Raw genomic sequence first — 18,167 nt, 5'->3', positions numbered from 1 at the left:
TGGGAAGCGCTCCGCTCCAAGAACGGATACACCGCGACCTGTGCCGCAGGCGCGATCAGCTCAGCGGCGGCTCAGCTGGGCCAGCCGTCCGGCGATCTTGTCAGCGGAAAGTGCGTGCGTGACGTCCACGATGCGGCCGTCGGCCAGGAAGACCACCGAGTCGGCGTACGACGCGGCCACCGGATCGTGCGTAACCATGAGCACGCTGTGCCCCAGGTCCCGGACCACGCTTCTCAGCAGGCGAAGAATTTCACCGCTGGAGGTGATGTCGAGATTTCCGGTGGGCTCGTCGGCGAACACGCACTCCGGGCGGTGGGCCAGCGCCCGGCAGATGGCCACGCGCTGCTGCTGGCCGCCGGACAGTTCGTTCGGCCGCCGGTCGGCGTGGCCGGCGATTCCGGTGAAGCGCAGCAGCTGCTCCACGGTCTGGTCGTCAGGTTTCCTGCGCCCCAGCCGGAAAGGCAGCGTCACATTCTCCCTCGCGGTCAGGGCAGGCAGCAGGTTGAACGACTGGAAAACGAAGCCGATGCGATCGCGGCGCAGCTCTGCCAGGCGTTTCTCATCCAGCCCGTCGATGGGCTGCCCGCCCAGCCATACTCCGCCGGAGGTCGGCTTCGTCAATCCCGCCGCGCACTGAAGCAATGTGGACTTTCCCGATCCGGAAGGTCCCATGATCGCCGTGAACGAGCCACGGGCGAAACTCATCGAGATCCCCTCCAGCGCGGTGACCTCGGTGCGGCCCGAGTCGTACACTTTGCGCACGTCCACCAGCCGGAGCACTTCCTCCGCCTGCTCATGCCGAGTCATTCCTGCCGCTCCGTAATTGTTCGGGATTCCCGGAGAAATCGCGTGTAATGGCCATTGGCTTCGCTCAACTGGTCGTGCGTGCCCTGCTCGACGACCCGGCCGCGGTCAAGGACCACGATGGTGTCCGCCTCTCGTACCGCGGCGAGCCGGTGCGCGATGATGAGGCAGGTCCGGGCCTTCAGAAATGGGCGGAGAGTGTGCAGCAACGCACCCTCGGTCGAGCTGTCCAGGTGCGAGGTGGCTTCGTCCAGGACGACGATGGACGGCGATTTCAACAGCAGCCGCGCGACGGCGAGGCGTTGCCGTTCGCCCCCGGACAACTGCAGCCCGCCGTCGCCGACCATGGTGTCGAGGCGGTCCGGTGAGGACGCGATCGTCTCCCAGATGCGGGCTTCCCTGCAGGCCGCTTCCAGCTCGTCCTCGCTCGCCTCCGGCCTGGCCAGCAGGAGGTTCGCACGCATGGTGTCGTTGAGCAGGAACGGCTCCTGGCTGAGTACTCCGACCTCACGCCGCAGGCTCTCCAGCGAGATCTTCCTGATGTCCTGCCCGTTGATCGCGATCTCGCCGGAGGTGACGTCCCAGAGGCGGACCAGAAGCCTGGCCAGCGTGGACTTGCCCGCCCCCGACAGGCCGACCACTCCGACGGTCTCGCCCGGCGCGATGGTGAGGGAGAGACCGTCCAGCACCCGTCCGCGTGCCACCTCGCCGTCCGGCCGATCTCCCGACAAGGACGCCGGGGCCAGGGTCCCGCCGGCTGGATAGTCGAAGGTCACCTCGGAGAAGACGATGCCGTGCGCTCCCGGCTCCGGGAGCCGCCCGGCGCCGCGGAGGTCTGTCACGGCGGGCGGGAACGCCATCACTTCCCTCACCCGGTCGAAGCTGACCAGGCCGGCCACGAGTTCCACGCGAATGCCGGCCAGCGTGACGATCGGGCCGTACAACCGGGCCAGCAGGGTGACGAGGGCGACCATCGCTCCCAGGGTCAGGGCGCCGGAAGCCACTCCCAGTCCGGCCGCGATGTAGGCAGCGGCGCTGGTCACTCCCAAGGCGAGAGCCAGGAAACCGGACAGCGCCCCGGCCAGCATGCCCTGGTGGACCGCATGGTCCCGGACCTCTCCCGCGTCGGTACCGAAGGCTTCCAGGTCGCGCCGGGCGTCGCCGTACAGTGTCAGCAGTTCGGCACCCGGCGCGCTGAAACGTTCCGCGACCCGCGCGTCCATGGTGGCGTACGCCGCCATCTGGCGACGGTTCACCGCCTTCAGCGCATGCGAGAACCACGTCGTAATGGCGTACATGAGGGGTACGAGCACCATGGTCGCCAGCGCCAGCCGCCATTCGAGGCTGACCAGCAGCGCGCCCGCGGTCACCATCGTGGCGACCGCTCCCACCACGGACGGGATGGTCGAGGTAACGACCCGCTGGACGCTCACCACGTCGCCGTGCAGCCGGGAGACGATCGCGCCGGCCCTGGCAGTCTGGAAAAAGCCGATGGCCTGGCCGCGCAGGTGGGCGAAGAGGTCTTCGCGCAGGCGCAGGACCATGTCCTCGCCCAGACGGACGGCGTACCAGTTCTGGAGCAGGGTGATCATGGCGAGGGCAAGGGCGGAGAGGGCGAGCATGCCGCCGAGCAACCAGATGCGGTCCTCGTTCCTCGGCAGCACCCCATCGTCGATGAACCAGCGGCCGATCAGGATGGGAAGCAGTCCGAGGACGGAGTTGCCGCAGATCAGAAGTATGAGAACGCTGATCCGCCCCGTGAACAGCCGTAAGAATCGCCCGAAGCTCCCGTACGCCGTCATCTCGGTCACGCGTCCTTGAGCACGGTACGCGCCGCCACCAGCGCTCCCGCGGCACTCAGCACGAAGGCGACACCGCCCAGGACGACGATCCAGTCCCACGGCACAAAGCTCGACAGCAGTGACAGAGAGTCCGGGGTCCGCGCGGCGAACAGCACCACGCCCCACGTGGCGAGCAGGGTGGCCAGCACGACGATGGGCGCGATGGTCAGGGCGACCTCCCAGCCGATCATCCGGTAGACCTGACGGCGCGACACGCCCAGCATGCGCATGCCGTCGAACTCCGCGCGCCTGTCCAGCATGCCCACGCCCAGGCCGTTGACCGAGGCCAGCAGGCAGAACACCGCGACCAGGCCCATCACGTAGATGATGGTGCGGTTCCTGTCGGCGTTCACGACCGCCTGGTGTTCCACCGACTCCTGCCGGGTGCGTACCTCCAGCGCGAGGCCGTCCTCCGAGATCCGGTGCGCCGCCGCGAGGAGGGCCGCCGTAGTGGTCCGCGCCGACGTCCGCAGGTAGAGGCGATCGGCGGCGCGAGGCGAGGTGGCGACGAAGACGGGCGCGCCCGCCGGCGACGCCTCATAGACGGCCACCACACGGTACGGCTCCTGCCGCGCCCCGGGCACCCGGACATCGACCCTCTCCCCGGCGTCGGCGCCCAGCGCCGCGGCCAGCGGCGCGGACAGCGCGACGCTGCGCTCGCCCCACTCCGGCCAGGCTCCCTTCAGCGCAGCGAGCGGGAAGACCTCCGCCGGGTTGCCCGTGACCATGGCGACAGGCGTCGTCCTGCTCACTCCTGACCTGCTCACCGTGACATCCGGCATCGCGCGGAGCCCGATGACCTGCTCGACCCCGGGGGTCCGCGAAAGCTCCACGTGCAGGTCGCCGGAGAGCCGCATGCCCTGGTACGCGGGGTCGATGACGTGGTCCACCGAGGCGGGCGCCGCCGCGTCGGAAGCGGACTTCCAGTTGAAGTAGGCCTGCTGCCCGACGCCGGAGACGGCGAGAGTCATCCCCAGAGCCAGCGGCCCCATCACGCCGGCGAACCGGCGATGGCCGAAGGCGACGTTGGCCTTGGCGAGGAAACCGCCGACGTTCCACCATCGGCCCACCAGGCTTCCCGGCCACCGCGCGAACGCCACCACCGCCGAAGGTCCGAGAGCGCCGGCACCCGCGACGAGCAGGGCGAGCGTACCCATCGTTCCCAGAAGACTCGCGCTCTCGGGCAGCAGGCCGCCCGCCCAGGCCGCCGTGAGCGGCACCGCCAGGAGCAGGCACACGATCCCGGTGATCCGGCGCGCCCGGCTGAGCGGGCGCTCGGCGTTCACCGCCTCGGACAGGGCGTCCCCCGCGCGGATCCGCAGGGCCGCTCGCACGGCGAGCAGCGCCGCCGTCTCCGCCGTAAGAACGAGGACCGCCAGCGCCCACACCACCCCCCAGGGGGTGACGACGACCTCGAAGGAGGCGCTGAACTTGAAGAAACCGTGCAGCCGATCGCTGATCAGCGACGCGAGCAGCACACCGAGCGGGATACCGGGAACGGCGGCCAGGAGCGCCAGCACCAGCCCTTCGGCGAGCAGCATCCCCCGCACCCCGCGCGGCGTCATCCCCAGCGCGCGGAGAACGGCGATCTCCCGATGCCGGCGACGTACAGCCAGCCCCATCGCACCGCCCGCCACACCGACAGCGATCAACCCGATCAGTACGACGGTGAACCACATCGCCTGCGTCACCGTCGCGTCATCGAACAGGTTGCCGTCCGCGAAGGCGAGCGCGGGACCGGTGGACACCCGCAGCCCCGGAGCCGTCTTCGCCACCTCGCGGGCGAGCGCGTCCGGTGCCGTGCCCCGCTCGGCCAGCACCGCCACCGCGTCCACGTTGCCGCCCTGATCGGCCAGCGCCGCGGCCTGCTCGTCGCTCCAGAAGACCGCCGACTGATGCCGCACCGGCCTGACGGCCTGGACGACCCCCACAATCGTGTACGCCCGCGCCACACTGTTCACGGTGATCCGCGCGAAGTCACCGGCCGCCAGCCCCGCGAAGGCGGCGAGCCTGGAGTCCAAGGCCACTTCGCCGGCGGCGGCGGGAGCCCGGCCGTCCCGGACGGTGAAGGGAGTGACGGACGAACTCGACCAGCCGTGCCCCCAGGCGTGGGATTTCTCGTCCCCGGGAGGGACGGCGGGCGCTCCGTCGGCGCCTCGGACGATCACGGGGAAACTCAGCTCCTCGACGGCACGGGCGACCCCTTTGACCGCGGAGACGCGCTCGGCCGTTTCCGGCGCGATCGCTCCCCGATCCCGCCCGTGCACCACCAGTGAGACCGCCCCATAGCGCTCGACCGGTGGCGACTGCCGGCCGACGGAGTCGAGCATGACGATGAAGGCACTCAACAAGGTCGCGGCCACCACGATCGCGGCGATGCTGCCGATCGCCGTGCCCTTGTGCCACCGCAGGGTTCGCCGCGCCAGCCACAACATCGTTCTTGCGTCTCCCGGGATCATAATGGGATACAAGGTGCTTGCCCCGATCTCGGTTCGGGGCAAGCACCTCATCTTCGGTCAGCGCTCAGCAGGTGCCGTCATCCCAGCAGGTGATGGAGTTGCTGCTGTGCTGCGGTGACGGGTTGCAGCACCAGACGCTGGTGTTGCTGTGCAGCAAGGCCACGTCACCGGTGCCGGCCAGCCCCTGCAGGTCGAAGAGCGACATCGGCGTTCACCTCCTTTCTCACATCGTCGGTTCGTTTCTCCTCGGACAGGACGCCTGAGAAGTCTGGGGACAGGAACGGCAGGCCGACCACGGGCTCGTCCGCGGCCGCTGCGAAGGCGAGGAGCACGCCTGCGTTCCCGGTCGCAAGATCCATGGAAAGCCGCAGCAACTGGCTGCCGGGGAAGGCCAGCTCGTTTCTCCAGGTCACCGCGTGCCAGTCGAGGCCGCGTACCTGCCGGTGGACGGCGGCCTTGTCTCCTAAGCGCGCGTTGAGGAGGATCTGCCCGGCCATGCCATGAAAGAGGCCAGGGAAGAGATAGAACGAGGAACCTGCCGCGCGACTGATGCGCTCAAGCTGCGCCCGAAGATCGGAGACCTCGCGATGGCTGAGGTACCGCTGGATCGCGAACCCAATGCCGGCGCTGCCATCGGCCAGGTAGGGCATGCCCCTGCTGCCCTCGTTGACCTGCAATCCACCGTCGTCCATCACGACACATCGCCGTAGGTCCTGGCGAAGGGCTACTTCAGCGGCATCGAGGAAGCGGAGGTCGCCCGTGGCCTCGTACGCGGCGGTGAGCAGCAGCGCCTTCCCCGACGAGCCGTGCATGAGCCCGGCCTGCCCGTGCTCGCCACCACTGAGCTCCGGTACCGACTCCACCCCGCCCAGCGCCCGGGTCACCGACTCCGCTGCCCTGATGCCGAAGCCGGTGAAGCGCTCCTCCCCGCATTGCTGTCCGAGATGCAACCAGTTGAGGCCGACGCCGGACAGCCCGGTAAGCAGGCTCTGGTCGGGCATGTTCTCGTCGAACTCCCTGGCCAGCATCCGCAGGAGACCGACAGCTTCGTCATGGTGTCCCAGATCCCACAGCGTGTAGGCGATGCCGTGCCGCCCGTCGTAGAAACCCGAGGTCAAGCTCGCCCCGTCCGCACGCACTCGGTCCACGAGCCAGCGCTCCCCCTCGGGGAACGGCTCGCGTCGCGCTTGCCGCATCGCCCACAGCACGCCCGCCGCACCATGCGCGAATCCAAGCCCTCCGCCCGGCGCCAGGAACTGGTTGATGTCACCGGGAAACAGCCGATCGGCCCTGTCAGGGGTGGCGCTCGCCACGATCGCCCGGGTGAGTGACGCGACGGGGTCGGCCGGTGACGATCTCGTGACGCCACGCCGGGAGAACCACGAACGCTCGACGCCGAACGTGGGCGCGATGATGGCGACGAGTTGCTCTGGTTTGTCTTCGTCGACCAGCGCCAGCGAGGTCAGCGGAGCGAAGAGAGCGACTTTCAGGCTGGCGAGCGCGTGCTCGTCCACGGCGGAACCGGCGGAACCGGCGGGAGCGGCGAATCCGGGATTTGCGATCACCTGTCTGCCGCCCTCCTCGATGAACCATCCTCCTTCGAAGTCGATGAGGCGGATCTCGTCATCGTGAACGAACACGTTGAAGAGGTGGAGGTCGCCGAAGACCACACCCCGCTCGTGCATGGCGTGGACAGCGTCCGCGACACGATGCCAGACGTCCTTCGCCCACCGTCCGTATTCGGCGAGTTGGTGTGGCTCAGGCTCACCGGCCCGGATCAGCGGATTGCGCCGGTTACAGGCCGCCCACAGGGTCTCACCGGCGATGAACTCCTCGACCAGGAATTCGTGAGGGTCCACAGCGACGTAATCGATCAGCTCGGGGACGGCAGGAAGGCCGCTCAGACGCTGCAGGATGTCCCTTTCTCGGCGCAGGCGATCCACCGCGTCGCGTCCCGCCTTGTCGACGCCGGCATGGCGGCGCCCCTCCTTGACCACGACCTCGCGCCCCGTGCCACCGGTACGGGCGTAGTAAACGCCCCCGCCGTTCGAGAAGTGCAGCGCATGCTCGATCTCGTAGGGGAAATCGTCGAGCCGTGTGCGCTCGCGCAGTTGGATCGCCGGTTTGATGATGGCCGGGACGGGAGCCCACGCGGGTGGAGCGAAGACAGGACCGCGCGGGTCGGGGACAAGGTTACCCGACGGGTCCTCGATGGCCGGGGTTCCATCATGGGTGCGGCGATCCTGGAAGGCTCCATAGCGAACGTACAGTGGGCCGTCTCCCCAACGCACATCGCTCAAGATGTACGGCCCCTCCTCACCGGTCAGCAATGATCCAAGCTCTTCGAGGATGGTGGCGAGTCGTTCCTCGTCGGACGGATAGATGGTGACGAGCTTCCCGCTGCTGGATCGATCCGCGTACTTGTCGTTTCGATTGCGCCATTCTCCGGGACCGGGGACCGCTTTGAAAGCGGTTCCCCGACCGAAGCAGTAGTGCGACACCTGATCGAGAACGCGCTCGGCGTTTTGTCTCGTCGCCGATACGTGTATCTTCCAGCCCTGCCTGGGCAGATGCGCCCCGGGCGGGTGGTAGTGAATCCAGCCAGGCGTCATGCCACGACGCCAGCCCGGCGGCGTGGAGTCCTCACGGAGCACGGGAAACATGTCGGAGCTCACATTTTCGACCCGATCATAGAAGTGCTGGTCAATCCTGCAGTAGAGCTCGTATCGCCGATCCACGTGTCCTCCAGGCGCCCCTCTCGACCGGTGCATTTGAATACTACGGAAACCGCTTCCCCAACGCTTCCTCGCCCCTTCCTCAGCCGCCATGGCATTTAACGAAAGAACGGCGAAACAGGCGAGGCCGCCTTCAGCCTGGGACGATGGAGATGGGCTCGAATCCGCGAACCTGCGGCGCCGCTGGCACTCTGATGAACAGGCCGCCGGCGGCCCGTCTCCGGGACCTCTCACACCACCATCCAGGCCCGGATGCCCAGGGCGAGCTACATGGCCCCATGCCAAGGGCTCCGGATGACCAGCGTTGAGCGATAATGATCATGCTTGGTCAGAAAGAGAGAGGTGGGAGCGTGACTACTGTCCGCTATGGCATTTTGGGCCCTGTGACTCTCTGGCGCGACAACTGCGAAGTCCATCCCGCCAAGCAACGAAGCCGGGCCGTCCTCGCCCGACTACTGCTGGGGGACGGGCAATGGGTGCGCATGGAGACTCTCATCGACACCGTCTACCATGATCGTACGCCGGCGAGGAGCGCCCGGACCCAGGTGCACAAGGCCGTCATGGAATTGCGCGCGCTGGGCGCTGGGGTGGAGTACAGAGACGGCAGCTATCGTGTGCCCACCAGCCGGCAGACGCTCGACAGCCAGGAATTCACGTCTCTCGTCGAACTCGCCAGGCAAGGACCAGCCGACAAGTCCGTGGCTTTGACGAAGAAGGCCTTAGGGCTGGTCAGAGGGCCGATATTGGACGGAATGGAAGGGCACGACTTCCAGCTGGCCGCGCTGGAACTCCAGGAGAGGCACGCATCCGCGGTCGAGATCTTCTGCGATGCGGAGATAAGTATGGGGCAACACTTCGACGCCATCATCGAGCTCCGTCGATTCCTCGCCGGGCACCCCTATCACGAGCGTCTGGTCGGCAAGCTGATGTTCGCCCTTCATCTCGCCGGCCGTAGTGGCGAGGCACTCGCCGCTTTCTCCTATCTGTGCGATAAACTTGCTGAATTGGGCGCTCTGCCCGCTCCCGATTTACACCAACTCAATGAGCTCATCCTGAGGCACGATCCTTGCCTCACTCCCGCTTTCCTCAACAGCCTGTGAGCACTTCGATCACCTGCTCATCCATGGTGAGTGACACCGTCCTCCCTTTACAAGCCCCCACCCAGGTGATCGGCATGGCCGCCCGGATCCACCGCTGAAGGACCGTAAGTCAGACGGTGATGGGCCCAGTCGGTGGACCTCGACGGCCTCCCTCCACCTCGATCCGCACCTTGCCGGAGTCGATCAGGCCCGCGATCATGGTCAGGTCGGCGGAGTCGAGCTCCACCAGGAACGGGCTGGTGCGTACCCCGGCCTGCCCTGCCACAGTGAGGCTTTTTCATCCTGATGGCCTGGTGCTGCAGGCCCGCAGAGAATGGTGCCCCCGTGAAGCCCGCAGAAGCTTGCAGCGGAGTGATCCCACCGGCCGCGGCCAACCCGAAGACGGTGCGGACGTCGGGTTCCGCTCACCTCGGGTTGGGAATGCCTCCGCACAGGTAGGTGGACTCCTCCAGCAGCTGCGGCGTCATTGTGATCCCGGTGAGACGCTCGGCCAGGAGGAACGCTGGCCCTTGGTGGGGGTAGGTGTGTGGTGGGTAGAGGGAGTCGATCCGCTGCATGGTCTCTGCGAGTTCGGCCGGCATCTCCTCTGAGTAGCGTTCCGGGTATGGGAACTCAAGCTGGATCTTTCCGTCTCTAATCCAGTGGGAGTAGCCGTCCTGGTTCATGTACTCGAACCGGATCTTTCCGTCTTCGATCCAGTAGAAGTAGTCCATGCACTTGAGGTCGAGGTAGTACTGGGAGACGAGGCGGGTGCTCGCCGACAGCGGCATGATGATCTCTTCGGTGACGCCGAGCGAGCCGAGGGGCTCGACGAGGAGTACCCAGTCTTCGATGGCGACGGCACCGAAGAACATGTTCTTCCCGTCGTGACGGGAGTAGGCGACCCCGGCCAGTTCCTCGAGCGTCATGGGTGTGAACTCCTCTAACCGGCCACCGAGCCGGGTCGCTACTTCCTCAGGCGCCAAGCCGTGGACATAGGTGAAGCAGTAGCCGTCCCCCATGGCAGAGCTCACATCGGAGAACCGGGTGTTGTCGTCAGGAGTAGCGATCATGTCGTCATGCTCGCAGCACCCACCGACACAATGAGGCTTTTGCATCCCCTGGCTGCGGGGTGCTGGTCACAGCATGATCGCGACTGTGGTGTTCGCCTGACGACGTAAGAAGCCCCTGGTAGATGGATTGATCACCACAACCAGATCCGTCACAACCAGGAGCCTCGGCTGCTTTTCTATCGCGCCGCCATCGATTTGTCGCGTGCAACGCTGAACTACGTCGCCTGAGCTTCCCCCCGTTCTCCGGACACTTGACCTGAGGTCACCCCTGATCATCAGGAAGGATGTCCTCCATGCCCTCGCCACACCCCGCCGAGTTCCGGCGTCGCGCGGTCGAGCTCGCCCGCCAAGGTGACAAACCACTCCTCCAGCTCGCCAAGGACCTGGGTGTCAGCCGCTCATGCCTGCAGAACTGGCTGCGACAAGCCGACGCCGATGACAACGCCGGCACCGGTGACCGATTGACCAGCACAGAGAAGAAGGAACTCGCCGAGCTGCGCCGCCGCAATAAACAGCTGGAGACGGAGAACGACATCCTCAAGCGGGCGGCGGCGTACTTTGCCCGGGAGAACGTCCTCCCAAAGTAACCTACTCGCTGGTCCGCGAACTCGCCGGGAACCGTACCCCGGTCGCGGTGGCCTGCCGAGTACTTCAGGTGTCAACCTCAGGATATTATGACGGGGCTCGGCCGGCCCGAGCCGCCGCGTGAACTCCGCAATAAGGAACTCACCAAAATGATCCGGCAGATCCACGCCGACTCGCGCGGCAGTTACGGCTCGCCGCGGGTGCACGCCGAACTCACGCTCGGCCTGGGTGAGCAGGTCAACCGCAAGCGCGTCGAGCGGCTCATGCGCGCGGCCGGTTTGCAGGGCGTCTACCGGCGCAAAGGCCGCCGCAACCTGGTCAACCAGGCCACCGAGGAGGACCTGGTGCAGCGCCGCTTCGACGTCGAGGCGCCCGATCGACTCTGGCTGACCGCCATCACCGAACATCCCACCGGCGAGGGAAAGCTATATTGCGCCGCCGTCATGGACGCCTACTCACGACGCGTCATCGGCTGGTCCATCGACGCACGACAGGATACGGACCTCGTGGTGAATGCATTAACGATGGCGGTGGCCCGGCGGAGGCCGGGAACCCGCTCGACCATTCTGCATTCCGATCACGGCACGCAATATACATCTGGGCTTTTGGCAAGCGGCTGCGAGATGCAGGCTTGCTCGGATCTATGGGAACGGTAGGCGATTGCGATGCAGCTCGAACTTCTCGATGCCAAAGCTGGGAAACACGAGAAGAACTAGCCAACGCCATCTTTGAATGGATCGAATGCTGGTACAATCCATACCGACGACATTCCAGCATCGGAATGCACAGCCCCGTCACGTTCGAGGCCCTCTACAGGCCGTCAGACACCACTGAGTGACCTCACCTCAGGTGTCCGTGCTACGGGGGGAAGCTCAGGGTGCGTGTGGTGAGGTCCGGTCGGTAGAACGGCGTGGGCGTCGAAGTCCGCGCCCTCGATCCAGATGGCGCTGACGCGTCACCGAGATCATCGCGCAGGGCTTGGAAGATCTTTTTGCCTTCTCCTGACCGATCGTTTGGCGACCCTCCACACTGAGCACCGTGATCGACGATCTCACCAACGTCAGGAACCGCCTGATTCCTCCCGGGCGGCTTCATCAGGTGGCGGCTCTGCTCAACATGCCGCACCTCGACGAGACCGCAGCCGACGACGACGACGCTCCGCGAGCCCAACAGCAAGTGGCGCTATACACCCGAATCGCCAACTGGGCCCAGCTTTCGGCGCAGGCAGCCGCACAACCTGGCGCATCGGACGCGCACGAGACCACTGAGCAATACGCCTACCTCATCGAATACACCGACCAGCACACCAAGGGCTGGCACCCGGCTCCCAGCGAGCACTCCGATGGCATCACCCTGGCCGATACGGCCGAGACGGTCGCCCGGACCGTACTCCTCCGCTACCTCACCCACCTGGCCGAACACCGTGACGACTACCAACTGTGGCTGGTGGACTCGCTCTCCCTGCGAGCGAGCGTGTGGCACATGAACAGCGCCGAGACGCACCGCCGCGGCCGTCACCGCAACTGGGCCTCGACGGCGCCCACCTTCAAGGAGATCAAGATCCCTCCTCACGCTGTCGAAATCCGCACGCCCAGCCAGATACACCGGGTCCTGGACCACCACAACGCCCCTTGATCGAGGGGCGAGGTAATGGAAGCGATGGCGCGCGAGCTGCCCAAGTCGCGCCGCATCCGGAGCCACGCGCAGTCGTGATGCCGACCGGCGCGCCGTGCCTCGCTCAGGTGAGCGTGGACAGCTCGGGGCGAGGCTCTGGCGGCACCGGTTTCTGGGGTGCCATTCCCGCAGGCCGGCGTCGACGCTGATCCGTGGCCGGCAGCCGAGGCCGGTGCGGGCGACGCTGATGTCGTAGGAGCGGTCGCGGCCCATGTCGGCGACCAGCCAGTCGGTGACGGGGGGCGGGGTGCGTCTGCGGAGCAGGCGTGCGCTGCCGTCCACCAGGGCTGCGATCGGTGCGGCGACGGCTCGCGGGATGCTCCGGCCGGCGGTGACGTCAGCATCCTGGGTTGCCGGCAGGGCGGTGAAGAAGTCGCGGATCGGCATGGCGGCGCCGTCTGTGACGTAGTAGGGCGCGCCGTGGCGACCGCGGGTGAGGGTCAGTACGACGGCGTCAGCGAGGTTGCCGATGTGGACGAGGTCCATGATGCGGCGGCGGCCGTCGATCCACAGCCACCGCCCCCTGCCGACGGCGTCGACCGCCTCGGCAAGCATGGTCATCCCCGGCCCCCAGATGGACGGCGGCCGCAGAATCATCAGAGTCATCCCTGGCGACGTGGCAGCGCGCAACGCGTTCCCGGTGGCCAGCTTGATGACGGGGGGTGCCGTTGTCGGTGTTCTCGTCGACCACGGCGGCGCGTTGGGTGCCGATGGACATGCCAGCGGCGCTGATGAGCACGAATCGGGACACTCCGCGCTTTCGCCGCAGCTGCGTGCAGGGCGTTGGTCGGGACGTGGTTGTCGGCCGGAATGCCCGCGTCGTCGCCCCTGCCGAACATGGGGCTGCAGGCACCACCGCTCACGTCACCGGCAGGAGCGGAGCTCCCTGTCGTCGCCCTCCAGGTAGGACCGGATCACCTCCATGAGATGCCGCTCAGCCTCTCCTTCACCCGCTCCACCTCGCCCAGGCGATGCTGGGAACCGTACAGATCCAGTGCCTCCAGCCAGGCCGCTCTCGCCTCCGAGCCGTTCCCCAGGGCGTGGTACGCGTCCCCCAGCCCCACCAGCGTGTCGGCGCCCTGGAAGGCGTTGCCGGTGCCCTTGCGAAGGCAAGCGGACTGCCCGTAGTACTCCAGTGCACGCTCGTGCTCGCCCTCACGCAGGGCGAGCATGCCGAGGCTGTCCAACGTCGCCGCCTCGCCGCCGCGGTCCTGGTGGCGGCGGAAGAGCGCGAGGGCCTGCTCGCACGCGGAGCTCGCCGCCTCGTGATCGCCGAGCTGCAGGTGGATCCAGCCCAGGGCGCTGAGGGCGTTGGCCTCCCAGATGGGGTCGCCCGCCTCTCGCTGGAGCAGCAGCGCCGCCTGCGCGTGGCCGAGCCCGCGCCGCAGCTCTCCGTATCTGCTCCACACCCATCCGAGCGTGTGGTGTACCTGGGCCAGCCGGGAGCGGTCCCGCAGTCTCTCGAACAGCGCCAAGGCCTGATCGAGGTGGTGGATCGCCACCTCGCGGTCGCCGGCGGCCGCGTGGGCGTACCCCGTGTGCCAGAGGACCACGGCGGACGTGCGCGGGTCGTCGAGCCGCTGCGCGGCTGCCAGCGCGATCTTCCAGCTGTCGAGCCGCTCCCGGTTGTAGGAGCGGCGTAGCAGGAAGGAGTTCATGCCCCACGAGAGCTGCCAGGCCTCCTTGTCCAGGCCCAGCTCGGGGGCCAGGAGTTGTGCGGCCAGCAGGCACGGCAGTTCGGTCTCGAACCAGGCCATCGCGGTGGTCGCGTCCGGGAGTTCCGGCAGGTCCCCCTCCCAGCGGGCGAGCGTGATGGCCGGGCGGTGCGGGAAGAGCACCCGGTCCGCGGCGAAGGCCATGGCCGTGTACGCCTCGACCAGACGTACCAGGGCCTGTTCCCGCACGTCCGCGGGCAGGTCGGCCTCGGCCCGTTCGACGGCGTACAGCCGGACGAGGTCATGCATCCGGTAGCGGCCGGGCGAGAGTTGCCGGAGGAGGTTGGCGGTCTCGAGCGTGGAGATGTGGGTGCGGGTCTCGGCGGTCGGGACTCCCGCGAGGGCGGACGCGGCAGGCAGGCCGGTCTCGGGGCCGGGAGCCGTTCCCAGCAGGAGGAAGAGGCGGGCGGCCGGCGGATCCAACGCCGCGTACGAGGAGGCGAACACGGCACGCAGGCCGGCGCCGGGATCGCAGGTCTGCAGGGCGTCCAGCCTGGTCGCGGGATCGAGCAGCTCTTGCGCGAGGACGGCCAGCGGAAAGCCGGGCTGCGCGATGGCGCGCGCGGCCAGCACCCCGAGGGCCAGAGGCAGGCCGCCGCTGTGCTCCAGCAGCACGGCGACGGAGGCGGGGTCCGCGGCCATGGTCTGCGGGCCGAAGTGGCGGGAGAGCAGCCGGCGGGCCTCCCCGTCGGAGAAGGCGGCGACCTCCAGCAATCCGGCGGAGTGGGTGGCGTACAGGCTCACGAGCCGGTTCCGGCTGGTCACCAGCACGGCGCAGCCCGGCCTTCCGGGGATGAGCGGGGTCACCTGGGCGCTGTCCCTGGCGTTGTCCAGGACGATGAGCAGCCGGCGCTCCGCCAGGACGGACCGGTACAACGCGGCCTGCGCCTCCTGGTCCGCCGGGATGGCCTCGGGAGGCACACCCAGCGCTCCCAGGAAGTGACGCAGTACGGTGCCCGGCGGCACCGGCTCCTGGACGTCGTCGAAACCGCGGAGGTTCGCGTACAGCTGTCCGTCCGGGTAGCGGTCGCGGTGCCGGTGCGCCCAGTGGAGCGCCAGCCAGGTCTTGCCGATGCCGCCGGGCCCGCTGATCACGGCGACGCCGACGTTGTCCGCCCCGGAGGCCATCCGCCGGTCGAGCTCCCGCAGCTCGCGCTCCCTGCCTGTGAACGATGCGGGCGGGGCGGGAAGCTGAACGGGCACGGGCAGGGACGTCCGGCGCGCCTCCCGCCGCTGTCGCGGGGCCGTGTCGGACCGGAGGATCCGCTGCTGCACCTGCCGGATCTCGCTCGTGGGCTCCAGCCCCAGCTCCTCGACCATCCGGTTCCTGAACTGCCGGTACACCTCCAGGGCCTCGCTGCGCCGGCCGCTCTCGTGCAGCGCCTCCATGAGGTGCCCGTGAAGGCGTTCCCTGAGCGGGGCCTCGCCGGCCAGGACGCGCGCCTCCGTGACGACGTCGGTGTTTCTGCCTGTCGCCAGCAGCACGGACAGCCGCTCCTCCAGCGCGTCGAGTCTCAGCCCTTCCAGCCAGTCGGCCTGCGCCTGGGCGAACGAGCTGCGGGTCCCGGCGAGCGGGGCGCCCTGCCACCAGCTCAGCGCCTCGTCGTAGTGGCCCAGCGCCTCTTCGTACCGGCCCGCGGTCATGGCCGCACGGGCCAGCGCCACCTGGGAGTTGAAGCAGGAGAGGTCGATCCTGGCGGCGGCCGGCTTCAGGACGTAGCCCGGCCGCTGAGTGCCGATGACGTCGGCGCCCAGAGCGGCGCAGGCCCGGCGTACCTCGGAGATCAGCATTCTGACCCTGGAGGCCGAGCCGCTGTGCCATGGCCGATCCCAGACCGCCTCCGCCAGCCGCTGAGTCGAGACCACTCGATCGGCGTGGAGAAGCAACGCCGCGAGAACGGCGCCCTGGTTCCCCGAGAAGGTGATCCGCTCGGCTCCCACCTGCAGCTGAACAGGTCCGAGGAGGCGGAACAAGACCGCCGACGCGGTGCCGTCGCCACCCTCCATCAGCGGTTCCCCACCCCTTCCGCTTCTGACTGCGGACGAGTGTACTGGCGGACGATCATCAGGGCTCGGTTCCCGGGCCATCACCGCTGATCAGGGGGGCAGTGCGGAAAACAGGCGGAAATCGGGCGCCGGATCCATAAGGTCAGACCGTAATTCCGCAGACGGAGGGCCCGAATGAACGCGGCATTCCCTGCGGCCGAGACTCCATACCTGGAAAGGATTGGCGTATGAAGACCGCTGTCAGGCGTTTCTCCCTCGGAATGTCGACCGCCATCGCCGCCGCCGCCATCGCCGTCACCCTCGCGCCGACGCCCGCCTCCGCGGAGACGATCCTCAGGTGGTACCCGTACACCACCGCCGGCGCGAAGGCATGCAACAGCGCCGCCAACACCGGGGGCCCCGAGTACTACTGCACCACGGTCAAGGTCGGCGGCGTGAAGATGTACGCCCTCGCCATTCCGTAAACAACACCCTCGACCGAAAGCCCAGGCCGACCGGCCTGGGCTTTCGTGTGAGCGCTCCCGGTCGGGCCGCCGGCCCCCGCCGTGCCGGGCCACCTCGGCGGCGCGGACAGCACCTCCCAGAACTGATCTTCTGCCATCGACAATGCCATATTGTCCGAATTGATCGACCCGGAAAATGTCATTGTGATCCCGCTCACACTCCGATCATCCGCATGAACCAACCCGCCGGTCATTCAGTCAATCCACTAAAGGAGTTATTCCATATCTGAACACGAGAAGCCGCTGTAGGAGCCTTATTGGAATCGACATCCGCACCCGAGCTGCTCTGTTTCTTCGGATTGGCCTACCTGGCGTGGGGTATCTGGCTGCTGATCAGTACACGACGGCTCCGAGCCCGCGGGGTACGGGTACCCGGTGTCATCACCGGTCTGGTGCGGAGCCGTGATCCTGACAGCCCTACGTCCAGGCCGATCTTCCGTTTCACGACCCTCGAAGGCCACGAGGTCGAGGCCACCTCGAAGTTCGGTGAGGCCGACCCTCCTCGACCAGGAGATCGCGTCACCATCCTCTACGACCCTCAAAAGCTGCGACATGCCCGCATCGACACCGGCGGTCAGCGCGGTTCCACCTTGGGGTGGATCCTGACGGGCGCCGGCCTTCTCTTCGTGACCCTCAGCCTGCTCATCACTCTCGACATCATCTGACGCCGATGGGGCCGCGCTCCGAACTCCTGCGAGCTCGGGTTTCCCCGCCCAGAACCACCAGAGCGTCCGCGGTACCGGGTCGATATCGCAAAGGAGCCAGATGTCCGCAGTACAACCGAACCACGGCCGCGGGCTCGATCCCGATGAGGGCAACGCGACCAGGCGTGTCATCGCCACCGTGCTCTTTCCGTGGATGACCGCCAAGTTCCTGTTCAAACCCCGGGTCGGCCCATCGCCCAAGGACCGGACGCTGGACCGGCTGGCGTTCTGGCGATCGGTGGTCGGCCTCGGCGTGATCCTGATAGTGACCTCCCGCTACCAGGACGTCTGGGCCAACATCATCCGAAAGGCGATGGAAACCGGGCGGCTCGCTCTGGTCCTGCTGCCGCTACCGCTCCTCGTGATCTTCTTCGTGACCCGCTCCGGCCACCGCAAGCAACTCCTGCCCGGTGTGCTGCTTCTGGTAGGACGCGCGGTGCTCGCCCTGGCCTTCTTCTACCTGCCGATCGTGTTGATGTTCGCCGCGGCCGGCGAGCTCAGCTTCGACTCCCTTGCCAACGGTGAGGCGCAATTTCAGCATGACGTCGACATCAACGCCTCGGGGGCAGAAGCACTCTGGCTGCTCGCCGCGGTGGCGCTGGTGATCGCCCTCATTCCCTGGTTCCTGTGCTTCTGGTACTGCACGATCTACTGGGCGGCGCGCACCGGATTCTGGATGGCCGATGTCCATCCGCTGCTCGCACCGATCGGCACAACGGGTCTCATGCTGCTGGTCAGCGGCCAGGAGATCATCGCGCACGACACCAACGGCGTACCCGACTGGCTGTGGCTCACGCTGAACCTCTGCGGCGCCGCCACGGCGCTGGTGCTGGCCATATTCGAGTTCCGGCACCTCCGGTCGACCGGTTACCGGTTCCGCAACGGACCGGAACCAGCGGACATGGATGCGGACGACACGTCGTCGCGAGGGCGACACCCCGTGTTCCAGGGGCTGCGGGGCGACCCGTCCGGCTGAGTAGGGGGCTAC

Annotated in this window: 16 protein-coding genes; 8 read left to right on the top strand and 8 right to left on the bottom strand. The window is 67.4% G+C overall.

Annotated elements, in window-relative coordinates; genetic code table 11:
* Positions 1-60 precede the first annotated feature (60 nt).
* The 5 genes from ACBJ32_RS47410 to lanKC form a co-directional block, all read right to left on the bottom strand.
* On the bottom strand, positions 61-807 hold the full coding sequence (locus tag ACBJ32_RS47410; RefSeq protein WP_375132467.1) for an ABC transporter ATP-binding protein: 747 nt from the start codon (positions 805-807) through the stop codon (positions 61-63).
* Positions 804-2,606 carry an ABC transporter ATP-binding protein gene (locus ACBJ32_RS47405; RefSeq protein WP_375132496.1) on the bottom strand — a complete coding sequence of 601 codons (1,803 nt, stop codon included), beginning with the start codon at positions 2,604-2,606 and terminating at the stop codon, positions 804-806. Before ACBJ32_RS47405 ends, ACBJ32_RS47410 begins: the two co-directional genes overlap by 4 nt.
* 5 nt (positions 2,607-2,611) lie before the next feature.
* A complete protein-coding gene (locus ACBJ32_RS47400; protein WP_375132466.1) occupies positions 2,612-5,104 on the bottom strand; it encodes an FtsX-like permease family protein in 2,493 nt (830 codons plus the stop codon).
* Positions 5,105-5,168: 64 nt separating this feature from the next.
* Positions 5,169-5,309, bottom strand: a complete 141-nt coding sequence (locus ACBJ32_RS47395; RefSeq protein WP_375132465.1) for a hypothetical protein — start codon at positions 5,307-5,309, stop codon at positions 5,169-5,171.
* Positions 5,269-7,842, bottom strand: coding sequence for a class III lanthionine synthetase LanKC (gene lanKC, locus ACBJ32_RS47390; protein WP_375132464.1), 2,574 nt, complete (start codon positions 7,840-7,842; stop codon positions 5,269-5,271). Before lanKC ends, ACBJ32_RS47395 begins: the two co-directional genes overlap by 41 nt.
* Before the next feature lie 347 nt (positions 7,843-8,189).
* Between lanKC and ACBJ32_RS47385 the strand changes: the two genes are divergently transcribed.
* The gene (locus tag ACBJ32_RS47385) at positions 8,190-8,939 is read left to right on the top strand and encodes a BTAD domain-containing putative transcriptional regulator (protein ID WP_375132463.1); all 750 of its coding nucleotides are present in this window, start codon (positions 8,190-8,192) and stop codon (positions 8,937-8,939) included.
* Between the two features lie 109 nt (positions 8,940-9,048).
* Here the strand turns inward: ACBJ32_RS47385 and ACBJ32_RS47380 are convergent, their stop codons facing one another.
* Positions 9,049-9,204 carry a hypothetical protein gene (locus ACBJ32_RS47380; RefSeq protein WP_375132462.1) on the bottom strand — a complete coding sequence of 52 codons (156 nt, stop codon included), beginning with the start codon at positions 9,202-9,204 and terminating at the stop codon, positions 9,049-9,051.
* A gap of 139 nt (positions 9,205-9,343) precedes the next feature.
* Complete coding sequence (locus tag ACBJ32_RS47375; protein ID WP_375132461.1) at positions 9,344-9,991, bottom strand: DUF6461 domain-containing protein; 648 nt, start codon at positions 9,989-9,991, stop codon at positions 9,344-9,346.
* A 293-nt stretch (positions 9,992-10,284) separates the two neighbouring features.
* On the opposite strand from ACBJ32_RS47375, the gene ACBJ32_RS47370 reads away from it, so the two are divergent.
* The 4 genes from ACBJ32_RS47370 (at position 10,285) to ACBJ32_RS47355 (ending at position 12,211) form a co-directional block, all read left to right on the top strand.
* Complete coding sequence (locus ACBJ32_RS47370; RefSeq protein ID WP_375132460.1) at positions 10,285-10,578, top strand: transposase; 294 nt, start codon at positions 10,285-10,287, stop codon at positions 10,576-10,578.
* Between the two features lie 87 nt (positions 10,579-10,665).
* Complete coding sequence (locus ACBJ32_RS47365; RefSeq protein ID WP_375132459.1) at positions 10,666-11,232, top strand: IS3 family transposase; 567 nt, start codon at positions 10,666-10,668, stop codon at positions 11,230-11,232.
* Positions 11,220-11,414 (top strand): IS3 family transposase, encoded by a 195-nt coding sequence (locus ACBJ32_RS47360; RefSeq protein ID WP_375132458.1) that lies wholly within the window; start codon positions 11,220-11,222, stop codon positions 11,412-11,414. The genes ACBJ32_RS47365 and ACBJ32_RS47360 overlap by 13 nt, the downstream gene beginning before the upstream one ends.
* Positions 11,415-11,614: 200 nt before the next feature.
* Complete coding sequence (locus tag ACBJ32_RS47355; RefSeq protein WP_375132457.1) at positions 11,615-12,211, top strand: hypothetical protein; 597 nt, start codon at positions 11,615-11,617, stop codon at positions 12,209-12,211.
* A gap of 953 nt (positions 12,212-13,164) precedes the next feature.
* Here ACBJ32_RS47355 and ACBJ32_RS47350 read toward each other — a convergent pair.
* Positions 13,165-15,972, bottom strand: a complete 2,808-nt coding sequence (locus ACBJ32_RS47350; protein WP_375132456.1) for a BTAD domain-containing putative transcriptional regulator — start codon at positions 15,970-15,972, stop codon at positions 13,165-13,167.
* A 227-nt stretch (positions 15,973-16,199) separates the two neighbouring features.
* Here ACBJ32_RS47350 and ACBJ32_RS47345 point away from each other — a divergent pair, with 227 nt between their 5' ends.
* The 3 genes from ACBJ32_RS47345 (at position 16,200) to ACBJ32_RS47335 (ending at position 18,155) form a co-directional block, all read left to right on the top strand.
* Positions 16,200-16,436 carry a hypothetical protein gene (locus ACBJ32_RS47345; protein WP_375132455.1) on the top strand — a complete coding sequence of 79 codons (237 nt, stop codon included), beginning with the start codon at positions 16,200-16,202 and terminating at the stop codon, positions 16,434-16,436.
* 296 nt (positions 16,437-16,732) lie between these two features.
* Positions 16,733-17,140 carry a DUF3592 domain-containing protein gene (locus ACBJ32_RS47340; RefSeq protein WP_375132454.1) on the top strand — a complete coding sequence of 136 codons (408 nt, stop codon included), beginning with the start codon at positions 16,733-16,735 and terminating at the stop codon, positions 17,138-17,140.
* 100 nt (positions 17,141-17,240) lie between these two features.
* Positions 17,241-18,155 (top strand): hypothetical protein, encoded by a 915-nt coding sequence (locus ACBJ32_RS47335; RefSeq protein ID WP_375132453.1) that lies wholly within the window; start codon positions 17,241-17,243, stop codon positions 18,153-18,155.
* Positions 18,156-18,167 lie beyond the last annotated feature (12 nt).

Origin of the sequence: Nonomuraea sp. GTA35, from assembly GCF_041950525.1 — a bacterium.
In the GTDB taxonomy this organism is placed as follows: domain Bacteria; phylum Actinomycetota; class Actinomycetes; order Streptosporangiales; family Streptosporangiaceae; genus Nonomuraea.
This window is presented reverse-complemented; position numbering and strand designations above follow the sequence as displayed.

Coding starts and splice junctions, on each gene's coding strand:
- ACBJ32_RS47365 (WP_375132459.1), top strand. CDS start 10,666: ATGACGGGGCTCGGCCGGCCCGAGCCGCCGCGTGAACTCCGCAATAAG.
- ACBJ32_RS47405 (WP_375132496.1), bottom strand. CDS start 2,606: ATGACGGCGTACGGGAGCTTCGGGCGATTCTTACGGCTGTTCACGGGG.
- ACBJ32_RS47350 (WP_375132456.1), bottom strand. CDS start 15,972: ATGGAGGGTGGCGACGGCACCGCGTCGGCGGTCTTGTTCCGCCTCCTC.
- ACBJ32_RS47345 (WP_375132455.1), top strand. CDS start 16,200: ATGAAGACCGCTGTCAGGCGTTTCTCCCTCGGAATGTCGACCGCCATC.
- ACBJ32_RS47370 (WP_375132460.1), top strand. CDS start 10,285: ATGCCCTCGCCACACCCCGCCGAGTTCCGGCGTCGCGCGGTCGAGCTC.
- ACBJ32_RS47410 (WP_375132467.1), bottom strand. CDS start 807: ATGACTCGGCATGAGCAGGCGGAGGAAGTGCTCCGGCTGGTGGACGTG.
- ACBJ32_RS47400 (WP_375132466.1), bottom strand. CDS start 5,104: ATGATCCCGGGAGACGCAAGAACGATGTTGTGGCTGGCGCGGCGAACC.
- ACBJ32_RS47375 (WP_375132461.1), bottom strand. CDS start 9,991: ATGATCGCTACTCCTGACGACAACACCCGGTTCTCCGATGTGAGCTCT.
- ACBJ32_RS47335 (WP_375132453.1), top strand. CDS start 17,241: ATGTCCGCAGTACAACCGAACCACGGCCGCGGGCTCGATCCCGATGAG.
- ACBJ32_RS47395 (WP_375132465.1), bottom strand. CDS start 5,309: ATGTCGCTCTTCGACCTGCAGGGGCTGGCCGGCACCGGTGACGTGGCC.
- ACBJ32_RS47360 (WP_375132458.1), top strand. CDS start 11,220: ATGGGAACGGTAGGCGATTGCGATGCAGCTCGAACTTCTCGATGCCAA.